The organism is Actinomadura sp. SCN-SB (assembly GCF_043906805.1).
Taxonomy (GTDB): Bacteria; Actinomycetota; Actinomycetes; order Streptosporangiales; family Streptosporangiaceae; genus Spirillospora.
Genome location: NZ_JBIMPP010000006.1, coordinates 159,835 through 178,812 on the forward strand (window position 1 = coordinate 159,835; position 18,978 = coordinate 178,812).

The 18,978-nt window shown below is 72.4% G+C and carries 15 protein-coding genes; 12 read left to right on the forward strand and 3 right to left on the reverse strand.

The window, feature by feature from the left end; all coding sequences use genetic code 11:
- Positions 1 to 105: 105 nt before the first annotated feature.
- From ACGWYJ_RS06160 to ACGWYJ_RS06175, 4 genes are all read left to right on the forward strand, one after another.
- Positions 106 to 873 carry an SDR family oxidoreductase gene (locus ACGWYJ_RS06160; protein ID WP_395104587.1) on the forward strand — a complete coding sequence of 256 codons (768 nt, stop codon included), beginning with the start codon at positions 106 to 108 and terminating at the stop codon, positions 871 to 873.
- 24 nt (positions 874 to 897) lie between these two features.
- Entirely contained in the window at positions 898 to 1,854 is a 957-nt protein-coding gene (locus ACGWYJ_RS06165) for an LLM class F420-dependent oxidoreductase (RefSeq protein ID WP_395104588.1), read from the forward strand.
- Positions 1,855 to 2,054: 200 nt separating this feature from the next.
- Complete coding sequence (locus ACGWYJ_RS06170; RefSeq protein WP_395104589.1) at positions 2,055 to 2,357, forward strand: Fe-S cluster assembly protein HesB; 303 nt, start codon at positions 2,055 to 2,057, stop codon at positions 2,355 to 2,357.
- 109 nt (positions 2,358 to 2,466) lie between these two features.
- The gene (locus ACGWYJ_RS06175; protein WP_395104590.1) at positions 2,467 to 2,694 is read left to right on the forward strand and encodes a hypothetical protein; all 228 of its coding nucleotides are present in this window, start codon (positions 2,467 to 2,469) and stop codon (positions 2,692 to 2,694) included.
- Positions 2,695 to 2,708: 14 nt separating this feature from the next.
- On the opposite strand, the gene ACGWYJ_RS06180 is transcribed toward ACGWYJ_RS06175, so the two are convergent.
- Together ACGWYJ_RS06180 and ACGWYJ_RS06185 are read right to left on the reverse strand one after the other, a co-directional pair.
- Entirely contained in the window at positions 2,709 to 3,815 is a 1,107-nt protein-coding gene (locus ACGWYJ_RS06180) for a hypothetical protein (protein ID WP_395104591.1), read from the reverse strand.
- A 64-nt stretch (positions 3,816 to 3,879) separates the two neighbouring features.
- A complete protein-coding gene (locus tag ACGWYJ_RS06185; protein ID WP_395104592.1) occupies positions 3,880 to 4,938 on the reverse strand; it encodes a phosphotransferase family protein in 1,059 nt (352 codons plus the stop codon).
- A 114-nt stretch (positions 4,939 to 5,052) separates the two neighbouring features.
- On the opposite strand from ACGWYJ_RS06185, the gene ACGWYJ_RS06190 reads away from it, so the two are divergent.
- From ACGWYJ_RS06190 to ACGWYJ_RS06210, 5 genes are all read left to right on the forward strand, one after another.
- Entirely contained in the window at positions 5,053 to 5,700 is a 648-nt protein-coding gene (locus tag ACGWYJ_RS06190) for an MBL fold metallo-hydrolase (protein WP_395104593.1), read from the forward strand.
- Positions 5,697 to 6,413 carry an HAD family hydrolase gene (locus ACGWYJ_RS06195; protein WP_395104594.1) on the forward strand — a complete coding sequence of 239 codons (717 nt, stop codon included), beginning with the start codon at positions 5,697 to 5,699 and terminating at the stop codon, positions 6,411 to 6,413. Before ACGWYJ_RS06190 ends, ACGWYJ_RS06195 begins: the two co-directional genes overlap by 4 nt.
- A 136-nt stretch (positions 6,414 to 6,549) precedes the next feature.
- Entirely contained in the window at positions 6,550 to 6,753 is a 204-nt protein-coding gene (locus ACGWYJ_RS06200; protein WP_395104595.1) for a PspC domain-containing protein, read from the forward strand.
- A 99-nt stretch (positions 6,754 to 6,852) separates the two neighbouring features.
- On the forward strand, positions 6,853 to 10,104 hold the full coding sequence (locus ACGWYJ_RS06205; RefSeq protein WP_395104596.1) for a hypothetical protein: 3,252 nt from the start codon (positions 6,853 to 6,855) through the stop codon (positions 10,102 to 10,104).
- Positions 10,105 to 10,189: 85 nt separating this feature from the next.
- The gene (locus ACGWYJ_RS06210) at positions 10,190 to 10,693 is read left to right on the forward strand and encodes a hypothetical protein (RefSeq protein ID WP_395104597.1); all 504 of its coding nucleotides are present in this window, start codon (positions 10,190 to 10,192) and stop codon (positions 10,691 to 10,693) included.
- Positions 10,694 to 10,711: 18 nt separating this feature from the next.
- On the opposite strand, the gene lysX is transcribed toward ACGWYJ_RS06210, so the two are convergent.
- Complete coding sequence (gene lysX / locus ACGWYJ_RS06215; protein WP_395104625.1) at positions 10,712 to 13,951, reverse strand: bifunctional lysylphosphatidylglycerol synthetase/lysine--tRNA ligase LysX; 3,240 nt, start codon at positions 13,949 to 13,951, stop codon at positions 10,712 to 10,714.
- A gap of 253 nt (positions 13,952 to 14,204) precedes the next feature.
- Between lysX and ACGWYJ_RS06220 the strand changes: the two genes are divergently transcribed.
- Genes ACGWYJ_RS06220 through ACGWYJ_RS06230 form a run of 3 tightly spaced genes read left to right on the forward strand, consistent with a single transcriptional unit; the run spans position 14,205 to position 18,978 of the window.
- Positions 14,205 to 15,956, forward strand: coding sequence for a protein kinase (locus ACGWYJ_RS06220; RefSeq protein ID WP_395104598.1), 1,752 nt, complete (start codon positions 14,205 to 14,207; stop codon positions 15,954 to 15,956).
- Positions 15,949 to 17,574 carry a serine/threonine-protein kinase gene (locus tag ACGWYJ_RS06225; protein ID WP_395104599.1) on the forward strand — a complete coding sequence of 542 codons (1,626 nt, stop codon included), beginning with the start codon at positions 15,949 to 15,951 and terminating at the stop codon, positions 17,572 to 17,574. The genes ACGWYJ_RS06220 and ACGWYJ_RS06225 overlap by 8 nt, the downstream gene beginning before the upstream one ends.
- Positions 17,575 to 17,631: 57 nt before the next feature.
- Positions 17,632 to 18,978, forward strand: coding sequence for a serine/threonine-protein kinase (locus ACGWYJ_RS06230; protein ID WP_395104600.1), 1,347 nt, complete (start codon positions 17,632 to 17,634; stop codon positions 18,976 to 18,978).

An 18,978-nucleotide genomic window follows, 5' to 3' on the forward strand; every position in this document is an offset into this window, starting at 1 on the left:
CTCGCCATTCCTCCGCCCTACCTAACTGACGCGTCAGTCACTTCGGTACAGTGAGCCGAGCGGGATTCTGCTCATCGGGCAGTGCTCATCGGGCAAGGAGTGCGCATGCGGACTGGACTGGAGGGCAAGACCGCCCTCATCACGGGGGCCTCCCGGGGCATCGGCAAGGCGATCGCGTTCGCGCTGGCGGCCGAAGGCGCGAACGTCGTGCTGTCCTCCCGGAAGCAGGAGGGCCTCGACGCGGTGGCCAAGGAGATCGAGGCCGCCCACCCCGGGGTGGGGGTGCTGGCCAAGGCCGCCCATGTCGGCGACGCGGACGCCGCCGCGGCCTGCGTGGAGGCCGCCGTGGACACCTTCGGCGCCGTGGACGTGCTGGTCAACAACGCCGGGACCAGCCCGCACTTCGGGCCCATGGTCGACATCACGCCCGCGGCGGCCGAGAAGACCGTCCAGGTCAACCAGTTCGCGGTGGTGCTGTGGACGCAGCTCGCCTGGAAGCGGTCGATGCGGGAGCGCGGCGGCTCGATCATCAACATCGCCTCCATCGGCGGCATGATCACCGAGCACGGCATCGGCTACTACAACACGACCAAGGCCGCGGTCATCCACCTGACCCGCCAGTTCGCGATGGAGCTCGCCCCCCGCGTCCGGGTCAACTGCATCGCGCCCGGCCTCGTCAAGACGGCCCTGGCCCGCGCGCTGTGGGAGAACAACGAGGAGCAGATCGGCAAGCACATGCCGCTGGGACGGCTGGGTGAGCCGGAGGACATCGCCGGCGCCGCGGTGTTCCTGGCCGGCGAGACCGCGTCCTGGATGACCGGGCAGACCCTGGTGGTGGACGGCGGCGCGACCATCCGTCCTTCGATCGCGTGAGCGCACGGCGTTAGGAGCATGCCCATGAACCGCTGGGGAATGACCGTGCCGCTGACCGGAGTGTCGCTGCCGGAACAGCGAGAGATCATCGAAGCGTTGCCGGGGCTCGGCTACACCGACGCCTGGTCCGCGGAGACCAACGGCAGCGACGCCTTCACACCGCTGGCGCTGGCCTCGCAGTGGGCGCCCGAGCTGCGCCTGGGCCCCGCGATCGTGCCCGTCTACACGCGCGGTCCCGCACTGCTCGCCCAGCAGGCCGCCACCCTGGCGAACCTCGCGCCGGGACGGTTCGTGCTGGGCATCGGCACCTCCTCCGACACCATCGTCGAACGCTGGAACGGCATCCCGTTCACGGAGCCCTACAAGCGCACCCGCGACACCCTCCGCTTCCTCCGCAGGGCGCTGGCGGGGGAGAAGGTCACCGAGGAGTACGAGACCTTCGCCGTGCGCGGCTTCAAGATCGACGGGGTGCCCGGGACGCCGCCGCCGATCGTGCTGGCGGCGCTGCGTCCCGGCATGCTCCGGCTGGCGGCCCGCGAGGCGGACGGCGCGATCACCAACTGGCTGGCGCCCAGGGACGTCAGGACGGTACGGGGCGTGCTGGGCGAGGAGCCCGAGCTGATCGCCCGCCTGTTCGTCTGCCCCACCGGGGACGCCGAGGAGGCCAGGTCGATCGGCCGGTGGATGATCGCCGCGTATATGAACGTGCCCGTGTACCAGGCGTTCCATCAGTGGCTCGGCCGCGGCGAGGCGCTGCGCCCGATGAACGAGGCGTGGGCCGCCGGCGACCGCAAGAAGGCCCTTGAGGTGATCCCCGACGAGGTCGTGGACGACCTGATCGTGCACGGCCCGCCGGAGGCGTGCCGTGCCCGCATCCGTGAGTACGTGGCCAACGGGCTCACCACGCCGGTGCTGGCGATCGTCCGCGGCGGCGGGCTCTCCCTGGCCGAGGCGGTGCGCGCGCTCGCGCCCGGCGCCTGATAACGGCGGTTTTGCCGAGCCCGGTGCGGTCACACACCGGGACGGGCCGTTCACGGGTCGTTCCATGATTTCTCGTGGATCGAGGTTTACCGGCTCCGGGCCCGGGGAGGGTGGGGCGAACGGGTTCACCGGGCGGCGGGGACACGTGGCTCTCCGCCCGAGGGGTCCGGGAACTGCACCCTAGGAACGAGGAGCCGATAGTGCTCACCCTGACCAGCGGCGCCGTGCAGGTGATCCGCACCGTGACGGCCAACCCCGAGATGCCGCCCGAGACCGGCATCCGCATCGAGTCCGGGGCCGACGGTTCCGACGCGCTGCGGCTGTCGGTCGCCCCGGCGCCCGAGGCGGGGGACCAGATCGTGGAGTCCGAGGGGGCCCGCGTCTACCTCGCACCGGCCGTCGCCCTGATGCTCGACGACAAGACCCTGGACGCCCAGGTCGATCCGCAGGGCGACGTGGCGTTCACCATCGCCGAGGTCGCCGGGGGGCCTCCGGGCGTCTGACGGGCGCCGGACCAGGCGAGACCGGACCGGGACGCCGGCCCTCCGGCCAGGTGGCCGGTGTCCCGGTCTTCGCATGTCGGCCCGGCTTCTCTCTGGGAGACTGGGCCATGTGACATCCTCGTCCGGGCCGGGAGAGCCGCACGAGCCGCACGCGTCCAGTGACCCCGCCGGCCCGCCCTCGCGGGAGGAGCTGGACCGGCAGGTGCGCGACCACTACGGGACGTGGCGCGACCAGCCGCGCGGGCTGGCCTGCGCCGTGATCGCGGGGTTCCTGGTGCTCACCACGGTCGCGTTCGGCCTCGGCCTGCTGTGGGTGACCACGATGGCCGGGCGGTGAGCCGGGCCACCCCCTCAATCCCCGAACGAGGGATGCGGGCCCAGCGCCCAGTACTCGTACAGCCCGTAGCCCGTGTCGTGGGACGTCGGCGCGGCGCCGTCCAGGTACTCGTAACGTCCCACCGCGTCCACCATCCCCCACATGCGGGCCGCGTCCTCCTCCTTGCGCGTGTCGTACGAGACGCCCTGCACCTTGAGGTCGGGCCCCTGGTACATGCCGTGCCTCCAGTCGGGCTCCAACCCGTACCCGGTGCCCACCATCATGTGGACGGGCAGGATCGGCGTGGCCCGTACCGCGAACGGACGCCCGCCGGGAGGGCTGAATCCGATCGTGGCCGTGCTGACCTCCCGCGTGCCGTCCACATAGACCGGGCGGTACTCGGGACGCCCCAGGTACTCGGGCTCGCGTGACTCGTCCTGCCACACCCGCGTCGCCTCTTCGAGCAGCCTCCGGCCCTTCTCGTCCTCCTGGACGATGCACAGGATCGCGTGGTCCTCGAACTGCATGGGCGCGTAGAGCCAGTAGAACGTCCTCGCGTTCTTGGACTGGATGCCGGGCGGCTCGGGCTCGCCGACCGGGCGGATGCCCCAGGACCGGTCCCGCGACCCCCACCACCGGTCCGGCGTGACGTCGATCCGCTCGCCGTCCACCGTGATCGTCCCGGACCAGCGGCCGGTCTGCGCCAGCCGCCGCGAGTCGAACATCACCCGCTCCTGCCAGCGCAGGTAGTGCGGCGGTTCAAGCCGGGCCGGGATGGCGCCTTCCCAGTCCAGGTCGAACGACAGCCCGTGCTCGTTGTCGTCCAGGACGACCCGCAGCCGCCGCAGGCCCTCGACGACCTCCACCCGGAACGGCCCGACCCTGGTGTCCATCCGGTCCAGTCCCAGCTCCCGCGAGGCCCGCACGACCTTGTGCGCGGGACCTCTGCGGACCAGCGCGAAGGCGTCCATCACGCCCAGGTTCGGGTACTGCCCGAGCCCGACGATCAGCATCAGCTCGTCGGAGCAGCCGTGCAGGTTGAAGTAGTACCGATCGTAGAAGTTGCGGTCGGAGGTGGTGACGTGCCGCATCACCTCGGGGGCCTGGTGGATCGGGTAGTCGTCGAGCGGCGAGAGGGTCATGTGAGGAGGCCCCTTTCTGTGCTGTCGCCGGGGACGGCACCGGACGCCCCGGGCTCGTGCCCGATCACAGGATCGTGGCCAGCAGGCGGGTGCAGTTGTTGTCGTGGGGGAAGGGGTCGCCGGGTTCGATCCAGCCGAAATCGATCATCGCCTGCCCGATCCGGGCCATGATCACGGAGAACTTGAAGCCGGACAGGATCTCGTAGTAGGCGAGGTCGCGCATCGGCCGCCCCAGCAGCTCCTCGTACCGCGCGATCGTCTCCTCGTAGGAGGGGAACCCCGTGAGCCTGGGCACGCCCATGCCCTCGCTGTGGTGGCGGTCGAGGAACATGAACCAGGCCAGGTCCTCCTCGGGCGCGCCCAGCACCGCCATCTCCCAGTCCAGGACCGCCTTGGGCACGCCGTCCTGGAAGATGACGTTGCCGATGCGCGAGTCGCCCCACAGCAGGACCGGCGGATCGGGTTCCTCCGGCAGGTTGGCCTTGAGCCAGGTGAGCGCTTGCGCCGCCACGTCCTGCGGCCCGTTGTACCCCCAGTGCATGAAGTGCTCGTAGTAGGCGAGGCGCTGCGGCAGCCCGGTCGGGCCCCAAGAAGGCTGGTCGAGGAAACCCAGGCCCAGGGCGACGGGGTCGAGCCTGTGGACGCGGGCGAGGATCTCCAGGGCGGACCACCACATCGCGGCCCGTTCCTCCGGCGGCACCTCCGTCACCCAGCCGTCGGTGTGGTACGGGGGCATGTCCGTGGGAACGCGGCCCTCGACATGCTCCATCACGAAGAACGGGGCGCCGAGCGGCTCCGAGGACGCCTCGTACCAGAGGATGGGCGGGACCGGGATGTCGGTGCGCTCATCCAGGATCCGCATCAGCCGGTACTGCTCCTCGAAGCGCGGCTCGGGGAAGACCTGATACCGGACGGGGGCGACCCTGGCGACATAGGTGCCGTGGCGGTCCGCGCCGTCTTCCGGGTCGGTCCAGTTCGCCTCGAACATCAGCGTCTCGTTGGAGAAGCCGCTGGTCGCCGGGGTCTCCAGGGCGGGGATGCGAGCGCCGGGCAACCGCCCGTCCAGCCAGCCCGCCAGGCCGCGCAGGGTGATCTCCGGATCGCGCTGGTCGGGTACGGGCATGCCGGCTCCCTCGTGCCGCCGGGTCGGGGGGTGTCCGCCCCCGGACAGCGAAGTAGAACGTGTTCTATCAATGCCCCGGGTGGCGGTCAATGCCCGGCGTGAAAAGATCGAGGGATGCGACTGACCAAGCTCGGACACGCCTGCGTGCGGCTGCAGAAGGACGATCGGACCCTGGTCATCGACCCCGGAGCGTTCACCCCCGAGGAGGACGAGCCGTTGGCCGGGGCGGACGCCGTCCTGATCACGCACGAGCACGTCGACCACTTCGTCCCCGACCGGATCCGCAAGGCGATGGCGGAGAACCCGGCGCTGGAGGTGTGGACCTCGCGCGTCGTCGCCCAGACCCTGGCCGACCTGGGCGGGCGGGTGCACGAGGTCGGGCACGAGGACACCTTCACCGTCGCCGGGTTCGACGTGCACGTCTACGGGGAGTCCCACGAGATCCTGCACCCGGACGTGCCGCCGATCCCCAACACCGGCTTCCTGATCGACGGCGAGGTGTTCCACCCGGGCGACGCGCTGACCGTGCCGTCCGAGCCCGTCCGGACGCTGTGCCTGCCCGGCAACGCGCCGTGGATGAAGGTCCCCGAGCTGTACCAGTACACCCGGGAGGTGCGTCCCGAACGGGCGTTCGTGGTCCACGACGGGCTGCTGAACGACAACGGCCTGGGCGTGATGACCAAGCATGTCGAGGCCGCGGGCGAGGAACTGGGCAAGGAGTTCCGCCGGCTCACGCCCGGCGAGTCGGTCGACCTCGGATGACGGCGGGCACGGAGAACGCCGAGGGCACGGAGGGCGCGGGGGCGCCGCGGGGCCCGATCCGCGCGGTCTTCCTCGACATCGGCGAGACCCTGATCAACGAGGGTGAGATCTACGGCCGGTGGGCGGACTGGCTGGGCGTCCCCCGGCACACCTTCCTGGCCAAGCTGGGCGCGGTCCTGGCGCGCGGCGGCACCAACCGGGACGCGCTGGAGTACTTCCGTCCCGGGTTCGACCTGGCGGTGGAGGAGAGGCGGCGGGCCGAGGCGGGCGTGCCGAACGGCTTCGGCCCGTCCGACCTCTACCCGGACGTCCGGGACTGCCTGGCGGGCCTGCGCGACCAGGGCCTGTTCATCGGCATCGCGGGCAACCAGCCGCTGGAGGCCGGGGCGCGGCTCGCCGCGCTGGACCTGGACGCGGACGCGGTCGGAATCTCCGAGGTGTGGGGCGTGGAGAAGCCCTCCCCGGAGTTCTTCGCCCGCTGCGCCGAACTGGCGGGCCGCCCGCCCGGCGAGATCCTCTACGTGGGCGACCGCATCGACAACGACGTGCGCGCGCCGCTCGATTTCGGCATGCAGGCGGCGTTCCTGCGGCGCGGTCCCTGGGGCGTGATCCAGGAGGAGGAAGGGGTGCCGGCGAGCGCCACGTTCGTCCTGGACGACCTCGCGGGCCTGCCCGCCCTGATCGCCGCGCACAACAAGGGCGCCGGCGGCTGAGGCGGCCGGAACCCCTAAGGGAGCTCCCCTAATCCGCGAGTAGGGGACCAAGACCGGTCCCGAGGGCGATCCGGTGCGTTTTTCCGGTTTCTACCGTGGGTGATGAATCCAGGAACGCGATCGGGGAGACCTCACCATGAACGGAATCTACCGCCCCCGCGAGGGGCGGGTCATCGCCGGCGTGTGCGCCGCGCTCGCCCGGCGGTTCGGGATGGCGCCCTGGACCGTCCGGATGCTGGCGTTGCTCTCCTGCCTGCTGCCCGGACCGCAGTTCGTGGTCTACATCGTCCTATGGATCATGCTTCCGAACGAGGAACGCCACCCGGCGCACTCGCGCTGACGCCGCGCGCCCCGAGCCCCTTGGACGGCGGGTCCGCACGGTGTTAGATCGTGCTGGTGACCCGGTGCGTTTCTCGTGAGTCGTCGGAGGGGAGCCGCTGTGCCTGAGGTGGCCCCAGGGCTCGACGGGGCACGGGCGCTCCTCGGGTACCTGCGCGACCTGGCCGCGGCGCGCCGCGAGACCGACCGCGAGCGCGCCGCCGCCGACGAGGTGCACTGGCTGGCCGACCTGCCCGGCGAGGTCTACGTGGAGACCGACGCGGGTCCCGGCGACGCGCTGTTCAGCGTCCCGGTGATCCCGCTGACGCCGCCCGCGGTGCTGGAGGAGTTCGACGGCTGGCTCGCGATGCGGCACTGGTACCGCACGCTGCGCGGCATGGCCGGCCGGGCGGCCGCGCACGGCGCCGAGGTGTCGCTGGTCACGGGCCTGCTGACGTGGCGTCCCGCCGGCGGCCGTCCCGTCCGCGACCACCTGCTGTCCGCCCCCGTCCGGATCGTGGTGGACGAACGGTCCGGCCGCGTGGACGTGGTGCTCGCCGGGCCCGCCGCGCCCAGGGACCGGCCGCTGCCCGCGGCTTTGCCCGGATACAGCGCCGACCGCGCCGACTGGGTGTGGGACGCCGTCCGGTCGGGACAGGCGATCGGACTGCGGCCCTCCGTGTCGGACGTCCTGCGCAAATGGTGCTCGGCCGCGTTCGGCGGCCGTGGCGAGACGGTCGCCTTCCGCGAGGACTGGGCGCCGGTCCCGCCGGACGCGCCCGCGCCGTCCGTCCCGCAACTGAGGCTGGCGCCCGCGCTCGTGCTGCGGGCGCCGGGACGCGCCGCCGTGGCGGGCCACTACGAGACCCTGCTGGCCCGTCTCGGGGACGGGCCGCCGCCGGGAGGCGTCGCGGCCTTCCTCGAACCCGGGCCGCGCTCACCTCTCCTGCACGTCGCGGAGAGCGGTCCGGCGACGATCGCCGACATGATCGGCGGGATGCTCGCCCGGGGCCGCCGGGTGCTGGTCGCCGTCCCGGACGGCGCCGCGGCGCGCGAGCTGCACGCCACCCTGCCGGAGGGCATCGCGGGGCTGTGCGCGGCCGTCACCGACGCCGAACCGGCGGGCGAGGCGGGCGACCCCGACCGCGTCGTGGCCGGGCTGCTCGCGCGGGCCGCCGACCACGACGCCTACGGGCACGCGCAGCACGTGGACGATCTCGCGGCACGCGAGTCCCGCGCGCGGGAGACGGCCGCCGGGCTCGCCGACCGGCTGCGCGACGCCGAGGGCGCCGGCTCCCACGATCTCGGCTCCGGGTACGGAGGCGGCCGCTCCGACCTGGACCTGCGGCTGCGCGCCGAGGCCGCCGACCACGGCTGGCTGCCGCCACGGCACGGGCTGCCCGAACGGCCCCCGATTTCCGGTGTCGAGGCCGCCGAGCTGGTCCGCCTCCTGGCCACGGCGACACCGTCCCGCCGTGCCCGCACGGCCCAGCGGGACGTGGACCCGGCCACCCTGCCGACCCCGCCGTACCTGCGGACGCTGATCGAGGCGGAGGCGACCGCCAACGCCCGCGCCGAACGCGCCGAGACCACCCTCTCCCGCCGGTTGCGCCGCTGCGACCCGCGCCTGCTCGCCCGCCTCGACGGCTGCGCCGGCGCCATGGGCGCCGCGCTGCGCGAGCTCGGCCTCGACGGGCATCCGGGCGGCTGGGACCAGGCGGACCACGCCGTGCGCGCGTTCGGGGACGCGCTCGCCCGGCGCCGCCCGGCCGTCTGGGAGCGGGTCGCGGAGATGACGTCCCGCGCCGGATGGGCCGAGCGCGCCATGCGGTCGCTCGCCGGGCACCGGGTCGTGCTGCCACCGGGCGAACCGAACCTCCGCAAGGTCGCGGGCGCCGCGCAGCAGCTCCGTCGGTTCCTCGCGGACGGCGGGACGCTGAAGCGCGGGCCGCTGCGGTCCGCCACCCAGCGCCAGACCGAGCCCCTGTTGCAGGGCATCACCGTCGACGGCGGGCCGCCCGTCACGGCCGAGCAGCTCGACATCCTGTTCACTCACCTCATGGTGCTGATCGCGTGCCGCGAACTGCAGTACGTGTGGGAAGCCGCAGGAGTGTCGTTCCCCGCGGACGTCCCCTTGGCGGACAGGGTCGCCCGCTTCGCACGCGCGCACGCCCGCCTCAGCCGCATCCGGGACGTCCTGCCCGCCATCAACGAGACCGCCGAACTGCTCGGCCGTGCCGGGCTCGGCATCCAGCTCACCCATCCCGTCCAATGGCACGGATACGTGACCGCCTTGGAGAGCGCCCTGCTCGGCATCGGCGCGGGACGCGCAACGGCCGACATCACCGCTCTCCGTGACGCGGTCGCCGGTGCTGATGACGCCCCACCCGAACTGGACGCCGCCCTCGCCGCGATCGATGCCCGCGACGCCGACGCCTACGCCCGCGCCCTGCGCGGCCTGGCCGAGGCACGGCACGAGCGCGCACTCCAAGCACGCTGCGACCAACTGCTGGCCCGCCTGCGCGCAGCCCACCCCGAACTCGCCGACCTCCTCGTGGCGACCGCCGGTGAGCCCGCCTGGCCCGCACGCCTGGAACGCTGGGAAGAGGCATGGGCCTGGGCGCGCGCCATGGCCGGCCTTGCCGAACTGCCCCGCTCCGCCACCGAACTACGCCTGCGCGCGGAGATGGAGAACGCGGGTGAACGCCTGCGCGAAGCCAGTGCGCGCCTGGCCGCCGCGCAGGCATGGGGCGAATGCCTGGCGCGCATCAACCGCGCCTCCACCGAACCCACCGAGATAGTGCCGGTGTGGATCGTCCCCCTCTGGCGCATCCCGGACGTTCTTCCGCCCACTTCGGACGCGTTCGACGTGGTCATCGTGGACGGGGAGCACAGCGCGGGCGCGGAGGCGCTGTTCCTGCTCTGGTACGCCCCGCGCACCATCCTCGTCGGTCACGGCGGCCCCGCGCTCCCGGCGCCCGGCACCGAGCTGTTCACGACCCCGCCCCGAGACCTGGCCGGTATCGTCACCCCCACCGCCACCCTCTTCGAGATCCTGCTGGCCCGCTTCACCAACGAGACCCGGCCAAGGCAACCTCCACCGCCCGAGCCGGAACCCGCACCCGAGCCCGAACCCGAACAGGCGCCCTCGCCATCGGGATCCCTCCAGCAGGGGCGCTCCATCGTCACCTACAAACGCGAGGAACTGGCCGCCCTGGTGGGGCAGGTGGCCGAACGCGAACCCGACCTCAGCGACGACCAACTGGTCGAAGTGGTGAGCAGGCTCCTGGGCTGCCCCGAGGACGAGGCCCTTCTGGTCAGCGCCCGCGTCCGCTACGCACTGGAATCGCATCGCGGCACCGGGATTCCATGACATCGCCACAGGTGTCGGTCGGCTTCTGTATATAGGACGTGTGGTCGATTGGGACGGGGACGCGCTGAGGCGGTTGCGTGTCGCCGTGAACCGGCGGGATGGACGTGCCGGGCTGGATCTGCTGGCCGAGCGCCCGGCGTCGCCGGTTCTGCAACTCGCGGGGGACGTTCTGATCGCGGCGCTGGGGGAGGGGATCGCAGGGGCGGAGCCGGTCGCGCGGCGGTGCGTCGAGGAGTTGACGAAACGCGGGCGCGACGGCGACGCGGAGTTGGCCGCCGAACTGGTCGCCGCCCTGGACGGAACGCACACCGGGTTGGTGGAGGTACCCGTCGACCTGGGTGTGCTGGGCGCCCGGTTAGCGGCCGACCCGTCCGAGGGTGTTCAGGTGGTGGACCTGCGGACGGGCGACATCGACGAACCAGGCCCGGAGTTCGACGCCGGATCCGAGGCATACGACGCGGAGCGCTGGCTGACGTTCGTGCCGCAGGGTGAGCGGCAGGGTGAGCCGGACGAGGACGCGCAGCGCGGGCGGGCCCGGCAATGGCTCGCCTCGCACGGCTACCGGCCAGGTCCGCGCCCCTTCCTCTAACGCCTGCCTCCTGTTGGCCTATTGGCCGGGGCGTACGAGGGGGAACGGGACGGTCTCCCTGATGCCGCGGCCGGTGAGCGTGATGAGCAGGCGGTCGATGCCCATGCCCATCCCGCCCGCGGGTGGCATGGCGTACTCCAGCGCGCGCAGGAAGTCCTCGTCCAGTTCCATGGCCTCGGGGTCGCCGCCCGCCGCTTGCAGGGACTGCTCGGTGAGGCGTTCCCGTTGCAGGATCGGGTCGATGAGCTCGGAGTACGCGGTGCCCAGTTCCAGACCGAACACGATGAGGTCCCACTTCTCGGCCAGCCGGGGGTCGGCGCGGTGCGGGCGGGTGAGCGGCGAGGTCTCCGCCGGGTAGTCGCGGACGAACGTGGGCGCCGTGATGCCGTCCTCGACCAGCGCCTCGAACAGTTCCTGGATGAGGCGTCCCCCGCTCCAGCCGGGGTCGGTGGCGACACCGGCGCGTTCCGCCATCCCGCGGATGGCACCGGGTTCGGTGGCGGGCGTCACCTCCTCGCCGAGCGCGTCCGACACCGATCCGTACACGGTGATCTCACGCCACGGCTCGGCCAGGTCGTACTCGACGCCGTCGCGGACGACCACCGTGGTGCCGAGCGCCGCCCGTGCCGCGGCCGTCACCAGGTCGCGGGTGAGGACGGCCATGGTGTCGTAGTCGCCGTACGGCTCGTACGCCTCCAGCATCGTGAACTCGGGGTTGTGCTTGGGGGAGACGCCTTCGTTGCGGAAGTTGCGGTTCAGCTCGAAGACCTTGCCGATGCCGCCGACCAGCAGCCGCTTGAGGTAGAGCTCCGGCGCGATCCGCAGGTAGAGCTGAAGGTTGTAGGCGTTCATGCGGGTGGTGAACGGGCGCGCCGCGGCCCCGCCGTGGATCGGCTGGAGCATCGGCGTCTCGACCTCAAGGTAGCCGCGGTCGCGCAGGCACTCGCGGACGGCGGCGATGGCGTCGCCGCGCATCCGCAGCATCCGCCGCGCCTCGTCGTTGACGATGTAGTCGACGTACCGCTGCCGCACGCGCGCCTCGGGGTCGGCGAGGCCGGTCCTCTTGTTGGGCAGCGGGCGCAGGCACTTGGACGTCAGCGTCCAGGACGCGGCCAGCACCGACAGCTCACCGGTCTTGGACGCGACGATCTCGCCGGTCACGCCGACCTGGTCGCCGAGGTCGACGAGCCTCTTCCAGCGCCGCAGGGACTCGGTGCCGAGCACGTCGGCGGTCAGCATGACCTGGAGGTCGCCGGTCTCGTCCCGCAACGTCACGAAGACCAGACGGCCGTGCTCGCGGGCCAGCACGACACGCCCGGCGACGGCGGCGCGCTCACCGGTGTGGGCGCCGGGCGCCAGACCGGCGAACCGTTCGCGGACGCCCGCGGCGTCGTCGGTGCGGTCGAAGCCGAGCGGGTACGGGTCCATCCCGGCCGCGCGGATCTCCGCGAGCTTGGCGTGCCTGACCCGTTCCTGCTCCGACAGCCGCCGCTGCGGCGCCCGCCTCGACTCGGCCTCCCGCTCGATCTCCTCGAACCTGCGCACCAGGTCCGAGGACGGGACGAGCCGTGCCGCACGGTCGAGCTTGGGACGGTTGAGGTTCGGCAGGAAGCCCTCGGCGCGCGCGTAGGCGAGGCCGAGGCGGAGGATGTCGCGGTTCTGCTGGTAGCAGATGAACCGGGGCCGCCAGTCGGGGTTGTACTTGGCGTTCGCCAGGTAGAGGGACTCCAACTGCCAGAACCGCGACGCGAACGACAGCAGGCGGTAGTAGAGCCGCGCCACCGGTCCCGCGCCGATCTGCGAGCCGCGTTCGAACGACGAGCGGAGCATCGCGAAGTTCAGCGACAGTTTCTGCGCGCCGATGGTGGCGGCCTTCTCCGCCAGTTTCGCCACCATGAACTCGTTGAGCCCGTTCTCGGCCGCCCGGTCGCGCCGCATCAGGTCCAGCGACAGGCCGGTACGTCCCCACGGGACGAAGCTCAGCATCCCCCGCAGCTCACCGCGCGAGTCGAACGCCTCCACCATCACGCAGCGGCCGTCGGTGGGGTCGCCGAGACGGCCCAGCGCCATGGAGAAGCCGCGTTCGGCGGCCTCGCCGCGCCAGGCGTCCGCGCTGCGGATCAGCGTGGCCATCTCCCATCCGGGGATCTGCGCGTGCCGTCTGACCCGTACGGTGTAACCGGCCCGCTCCACCCGCCGCACGGCCTGCCTGACCTGCCGCATCTCTCGTCCGTCGAGGTTGAAGTCGGACAGGTCGAGGATGGCCTCGTCGCCGAGTTCCAGCGCGTCGAACCCGTGCCTGCGGTAGATGCGCGCGGCGCGTTCGCCGACGCTGACCGCGCCGGGGATCCAGGCGTGCGCGCGGCACTCGCCGAGCCACGCCTCGATCGCCTGGTCCCATGACTCGGGGTCGCCCAGCGGATCGCCGCTGGCCAGCGAGACCGAACCTTCCACCCGGTAGGCGATGGCCGCCTTGCCGTTGGGCGCGACGATGACGTCCTTGTCGCGGCGCAGCGCGAAGTAGCCGAGGGAGTCCTGGTCGCCGTACTCGGCGAGGAGCGTGCGCGCCGCGATCTCCTCGTCCGGCTCCAGCACCGCGTCCCGCCGCCCGGGACGGAACAGCGCCCAGAACGTGACGATCAGGAGCCCGGTGCCGAGCACGCCGATGATGGTGTCGACCCAGCCGGGCACGCGCACGCCGATCGGCTCGCCGGTGACGCCGGCGCCCAGGATCGTCTGCGCCGCCACGTACCAGGGATCGGCCCAGAATCCGCCGGACGGGTCCTGGTCGGTGAGGGTGACCAGGACCGTTCCGACGCCGCCGCTGACCACCACCAGACCGGCGAACACCATCGCGGCGACCCGCCGGTTGGCCCGGTCGGGCAGCGTGGTGAACTCGCCGCGCGCCGCGACCAGCAGGCACAGCACCGCGAGGAACACGGCGGTGGTGATGCACTCGCCGATCGGCGTGGGCTCGTCAGGGTCGAGGATCAGCGCGACCAGCAGCGTCGTGGACGTGGCCGAGTACAGCCCGAACAGCAGCACCAGGATTCGCCAGGCCGCCTTCTTGCGCCGCCGCACCCCCATCGACAGCAGGATCAGCAGCAGGCCGAACGGCACGCTCGCGGTGAAGCCCAGGTAGTAGATCCAGCGCAGCGCCCAGATGTCGGCGACGCGCAGGATCAGGTCGGACGACAGCCAGGCCAGGATCGACAGGACGCCCGACAGCCGGGTGTACCAGAAGAAGACCGCGGGCATCGCCTGGATCAGGCTGCGCCAGCCGCCGGTGAGGCCGCCTCCGGGGGCGGGCGGCCTGCTCGCTGTACCGGGTGTCACGTCCTCCACGTTCCTGATCTTCTGCGTTCCGGCGGCGTTCGCACGCGAACCTCCGCGACACGGTGGGCGTCGTACGGGTAGGGGTCGTGCCCGCAGGGGGATGATGTCGTATGGCGGGCGTCCCCGGTCGACGTCGGTCCCAAGGTTGTCAGCAAAAGTCGATATGGTCGCGGATATGCCAAATGAGACCACCGGGGAGCGGTTGCTCGCCCACCGCTACCGACTGGTGAGACAGGTCGGCCGCGGCGGTATGGGCACGGTCTGGCAGGCACACGATGAGGTCCTCGGTCGAGACGTCGCGGTGAAAGAGGTCATCCTGCCGCATGGTCTCACCGATGAGGAGCGCGCCGTCCACCACAAGCGCACGTTCCGTGAGGCGCGCACGGCCGCGCGCCTCGGCCACCCCGGCGTGGTCACCGTGTACGACGTGGTCGAGGAGGACGGCCGGCCCTGGATCATCATGGAGCTGATCCAGGCCCGCTCGCTCGACCAGGTCATCAAGCAGGAGGGCCCGCTGGATCCGAAGCGGGCCGCCGAGATCGGCCGGCAGATGCTGGCCGCGCTGCACGCCGCGCACGAGGCCGGCGTGCTGCACCGCGACGTCAAGCCCAGCAACGTGCTGCTGACCCGCGGCGACCGCGCGGTGCTCACCGACTTCGGCATCGCCATCGCGGCCGGCGACGCCACCCTCACCCAGACCGGGCTGGTCATGGGCTCGCCCGCGTACATCGCCCCCGAACGCGCACGCGGCCGCACCGCCGGGCCCGCCTCCGACCTGTGGTCCCTGGGCGTCACGCTCTACGCGATGACGCACGGCAAGTCACCCTTCGAACGTTCCGAGCCGATGGCCGCGCTGGTCGCCGTCATCTCCGAGGACCCCGACCCGCCCGAGAACGCCGGCCCGCTCGCCCCGGTGATCCGCGGGCTGCTGCGCAAGGACCCCGACCGGCGGATGGACGCCATCGAGGCCGGGGCGCTGCTCGACGACCTGGTGAGGCAGCAGACGATCGACAGCCAGCGCACGCTGGCGATCGAGGTGCCACCGCAGCTTCAGGGCCCGGCCGACGCGACCGTGCGGGACGAGGCGTATCCGCACGCGGGCCTGACGCGGTCGGAGGCGCCGCCCGTCTCGCTCGGCGACCCCGAGCGCACCGGCGACACCGATCCCACGTCGCGGTCGCGCGGCCGCCTTCCCAGCGTGCTGGCCTGGCGCCCGGGCCCGCCCACGGAGCCCGCGCGCGGCGTCGGCGGGCCCGGTCCGGCCGGCAACCGCAACGCGCTGGTCATCGGCGTGGTCGTGCTGGTGCTCCTGGCGGCCGTCGCCCTGATCCTCCTGACCAGGGACGATGATGACGGCAGCCCCGCCCAGACGCGCGCCGGCACCGCCTCGCCGGGCGGCACCACGTCGGCGAGGCCCAGTTCGGCCCGGTCGAGAGCCGAGCGCGGGAACGACGGCATACCCGCCGGCTTCCGCCTGCACAAGGATCCCACCGGCTTCTCGATCGCGATCCCGAAGGACTGGAAGGGCCCGAGCAAGCGCGGCTCGTCCCCGTCCAGCGTGTTCTTCGAGCCGCCGGACGGCGAGGGCTACATCCAGGTCGACCAGACCGACAAGCCCAGCGACAGCGCCATCGGCGACTGGCGCCGCTACGAGCCCTCCGCGCGCGGCCGGTTCCCCGGCTACCGGCTGATCAAGATCGCGCCGGTCGTCGAGGGCGAGCCGGTCGACGACAAGGACGGCGAGAAGGCCGCGGACTGGGAGTGGACCTACGACGGCAGGTCCGGCCGGCTGCACGCGCTCAACCGCGGCTTCGTCATGAAGGACACCGGCTACGCCATCGTCCTGGTCGCCCCCGACAAGGACTGGTCCAGGACGCTGAGCGAGATGGCCCCGGTCTACGAGCACTTCGAGCCGAAGGATGACTGAGCCCGGCTCCACCGTCCCCGACACCGACGGGCGGCGGATCGCCGGACGGTACCGGCTGCTGTCCCAGGTCGGGCGGGGCGGCATGGGGATCGTCTGGCGCGCCAGGGACGAGATGCTCGACCGCGAGGTGGCCGTCAAGGAGGTGCTGCCGCGCCCCGAGCTCAGCGACCGCGAACGCGAGGACCGGCACAAGCGGACGCTGCGCGAGGCGCGGGCGTCGGCGCGGCTCAACCATCCCGGCGTGGTCACCGTCCACGACGTCGTGGACGAGGACGACCGGCCGTGGATCGTCATGGAGCTGGTCCGGGCCCGGTCGTTACAGGAGGTCGTGGACGCCGACGGGCCGCTGCCGCCCGCGCGTGCGGCGGAGATCGGACGGCAGGTCGTGGCCGCGCTGCGGGCGGCGCACGCGATCGGCATCCTCCACCGCGACGTGAAGCCCGCGAACGTGCTCATCACCGGCGAGGGCCGCGCGGTCCTCACCGACTTCGGCATCGCGCAGGTCGCCGGTGACGCCACCCTCACCAAGACGGGACTGCTCGTCGGCTCGCCCGCGTACATGTCGCCCGAGCGGGTGCGGGGCGATGGCGCGATACCCGCGTCCGACCTGTGGGCGCTGGGCGCGACACTGTACGCGGCGTGCGAGGGCAGGCCGCCGCACCATCGCGGCGACACCATGGCCGTGCTCGCCGCCATCATGACGCAGGACCCGGACCCGCCCCGGAACGCGGGGGAGCTGACGCCCGTCCTGTACGGGTTGCTGGAGCGCGATCCCGTGCGGCGGCTCACGGCCGAGCAGGCGGAGGAGATGCTCGGCGCGATCGCGTCGGGGAACGAGGGCCGCACGCTCGGCATGCCGGCGTCCATGCCCTTGCCCCTTCCGGACCCGCCTGGGCCGCCCGGCCTTATCGGTGCGCCGGTTACGCCCTCGTCTGCCGGCGGCAAGAAGGGCGTCCTGCTGCCGATCCTGGCGGGCGCGCTGACCGCACTTGTCATCGTGGGCGCCGCCGCGGTCCTGTTCTGGCCGGACGGGAAGCAGGGCACGGGCGGCGACGGCGCCCGGGGAACGCAGACCCAGCCTGCGCAGGCCCAAACCCAGACCGGCGTCTCCGCGCAGCCGGCGGACTCCGCCCCCACCCCGGCGAGCACGCCGACCGGCGGCGCGCCGACCGACGATACGCCGTCCCTGCCCGCAGGGCTCCGTCACGTGACCGGCCCGGGAGGCTTCACGATCGGTGTTCCGGAAGGCTGGACGCGGCGGGAGCAGGGCGCCAGCACCTTCTGGACCGACCCCGCCACCGGCGCCTACATCCAGGTCGATCGAACCCCGTGGGACGGAGATCCGTACCACCACTGGCAGGAGTGGGAACGGCAGGTGATCGCCAAGAACGTGCTCCCCGGCTACCGGCGGATCGACCTCGTCAGCACCGGGGTAGCAGCCGGCGGGACCGTGTACCGTGCCGCCGACATCGAGTTCACCTGGAACGGCAAGCATGGGATAGATCGCGGAGTACGCGCCGGGGGGCGCACTTACGCGGTCTTTGTGGCGGTTCCGGAGTCTCGGTGGAACGACTACCGGCCGACCATGAACAATGTGATCGATTCGTTCCGGCCATGACCATGCGCGCGGATGCTCCACTAGGCAGGGCCGCACGCGACGGGGGACCATTCAGCTATGGGAGAGGGTCATCTGCTCGCCAACCGCTACCGGCTGGACGCGGTGGTGGGCCGTGGCGGCATGGGCACCGTCTGGCGTGCCTATGACGTCATGCTGGATCGCGAGGTCGCCGTCAAGGAGGTGGAGCTGCCCCCGGGGCTGACCCGGCAGGAACGCGACATCCTCTACGAGCGGACGCTCCGGGAGGCGCGGGCGTCGGCGCGGCTCAACCATCCGGGCGTGGTGACCGTCCACGACGTGGTGGAGGAGACGGGCCGCCCCTGGATCGTGATGGAGCTGGTCAAGGCCCGCTCGCTGCAGGATCTGCTGGAGGAGGGGCCGCTGGAGCACCAGCGGGTCGCCGAGATCGGGCTGCAGATGCTCGCGGCGCTGCGGCACGCGCACGAGAAGGGGATCCTGCACCGCGACGTCAAGCCCAGCAACGTGCTCATCACGGACACGGGCCGGGTGGTGCTCACCGACTTCGGCATCGCCCAAGTGGAGGGTGACGCCACCCTGACGCAGACCGGCCTGGTCATGGGGTCGCCCGCGTACATCCCTCCCGAACGCGCCATGGGGGAGCGCGCGGTGCCCGCCTCGGACCTGTGGTCGCTGGGCGCCACGCTGTACGCGGCGCTGGAGGGCCGTTCCCCCTACGACCGGCCCGATGCCATGGCCTCGCTCCAAGCGGCGCTGACCGAGCCCGTCCCACCCGCGCGCAACGCGGGCCCGCTGGCCTCGGTGCTGGAGGGACTGCTGGCGCGCGAGCCCGCGCGGCGGATCACCGCCGCGCAGGCCCAGCCCATGCTGACGCACGTGGCGACGATGCCCAAGCCGATCCCCCGGCAGCAGCCGGCGCCGTCGTCCGCCGAGGACACCATCCTCGACGAGCCGTCCGGCGGCTACTACGACCAGACCGTGGTGGACGAGCCGACCGCCACCGTGCTGGACGAGACCGAGGTCGACGGCATCACCAGGGAGGACCCGGGGTCCGGCCAGTACGGGCGCTACAGCGCCGTCTTCAACGTCGACCGGGGGCCGGGCGCCGACCGGCAGCCGCCCGTCCAGCCGCGACCGCCCGCTCAGCATCCGCCTCCCCAGCAATCCCCCACGCAGCAGCCGGCGCTTGAGCGGACGCTGCTGGAGACCGAGTGGACGCCCGGCCCGCAGACCCCGCCGCCCTGGCAGCAGCCGGCGCACCCCCACCAGTGGCAGCAGCCGCCGCCCCCGGGGATCCAGCGTTTCGGCGCGCGGGACCGGGAACGCCGCAAGACCATCCTCATCGTCACGGTCGCGGTGATCCTGGTGGTGGCCGCCGTCCTGGCCGGTGCGTTCATCCTGCGGATGCGGCTGCAAGGCGCCTGA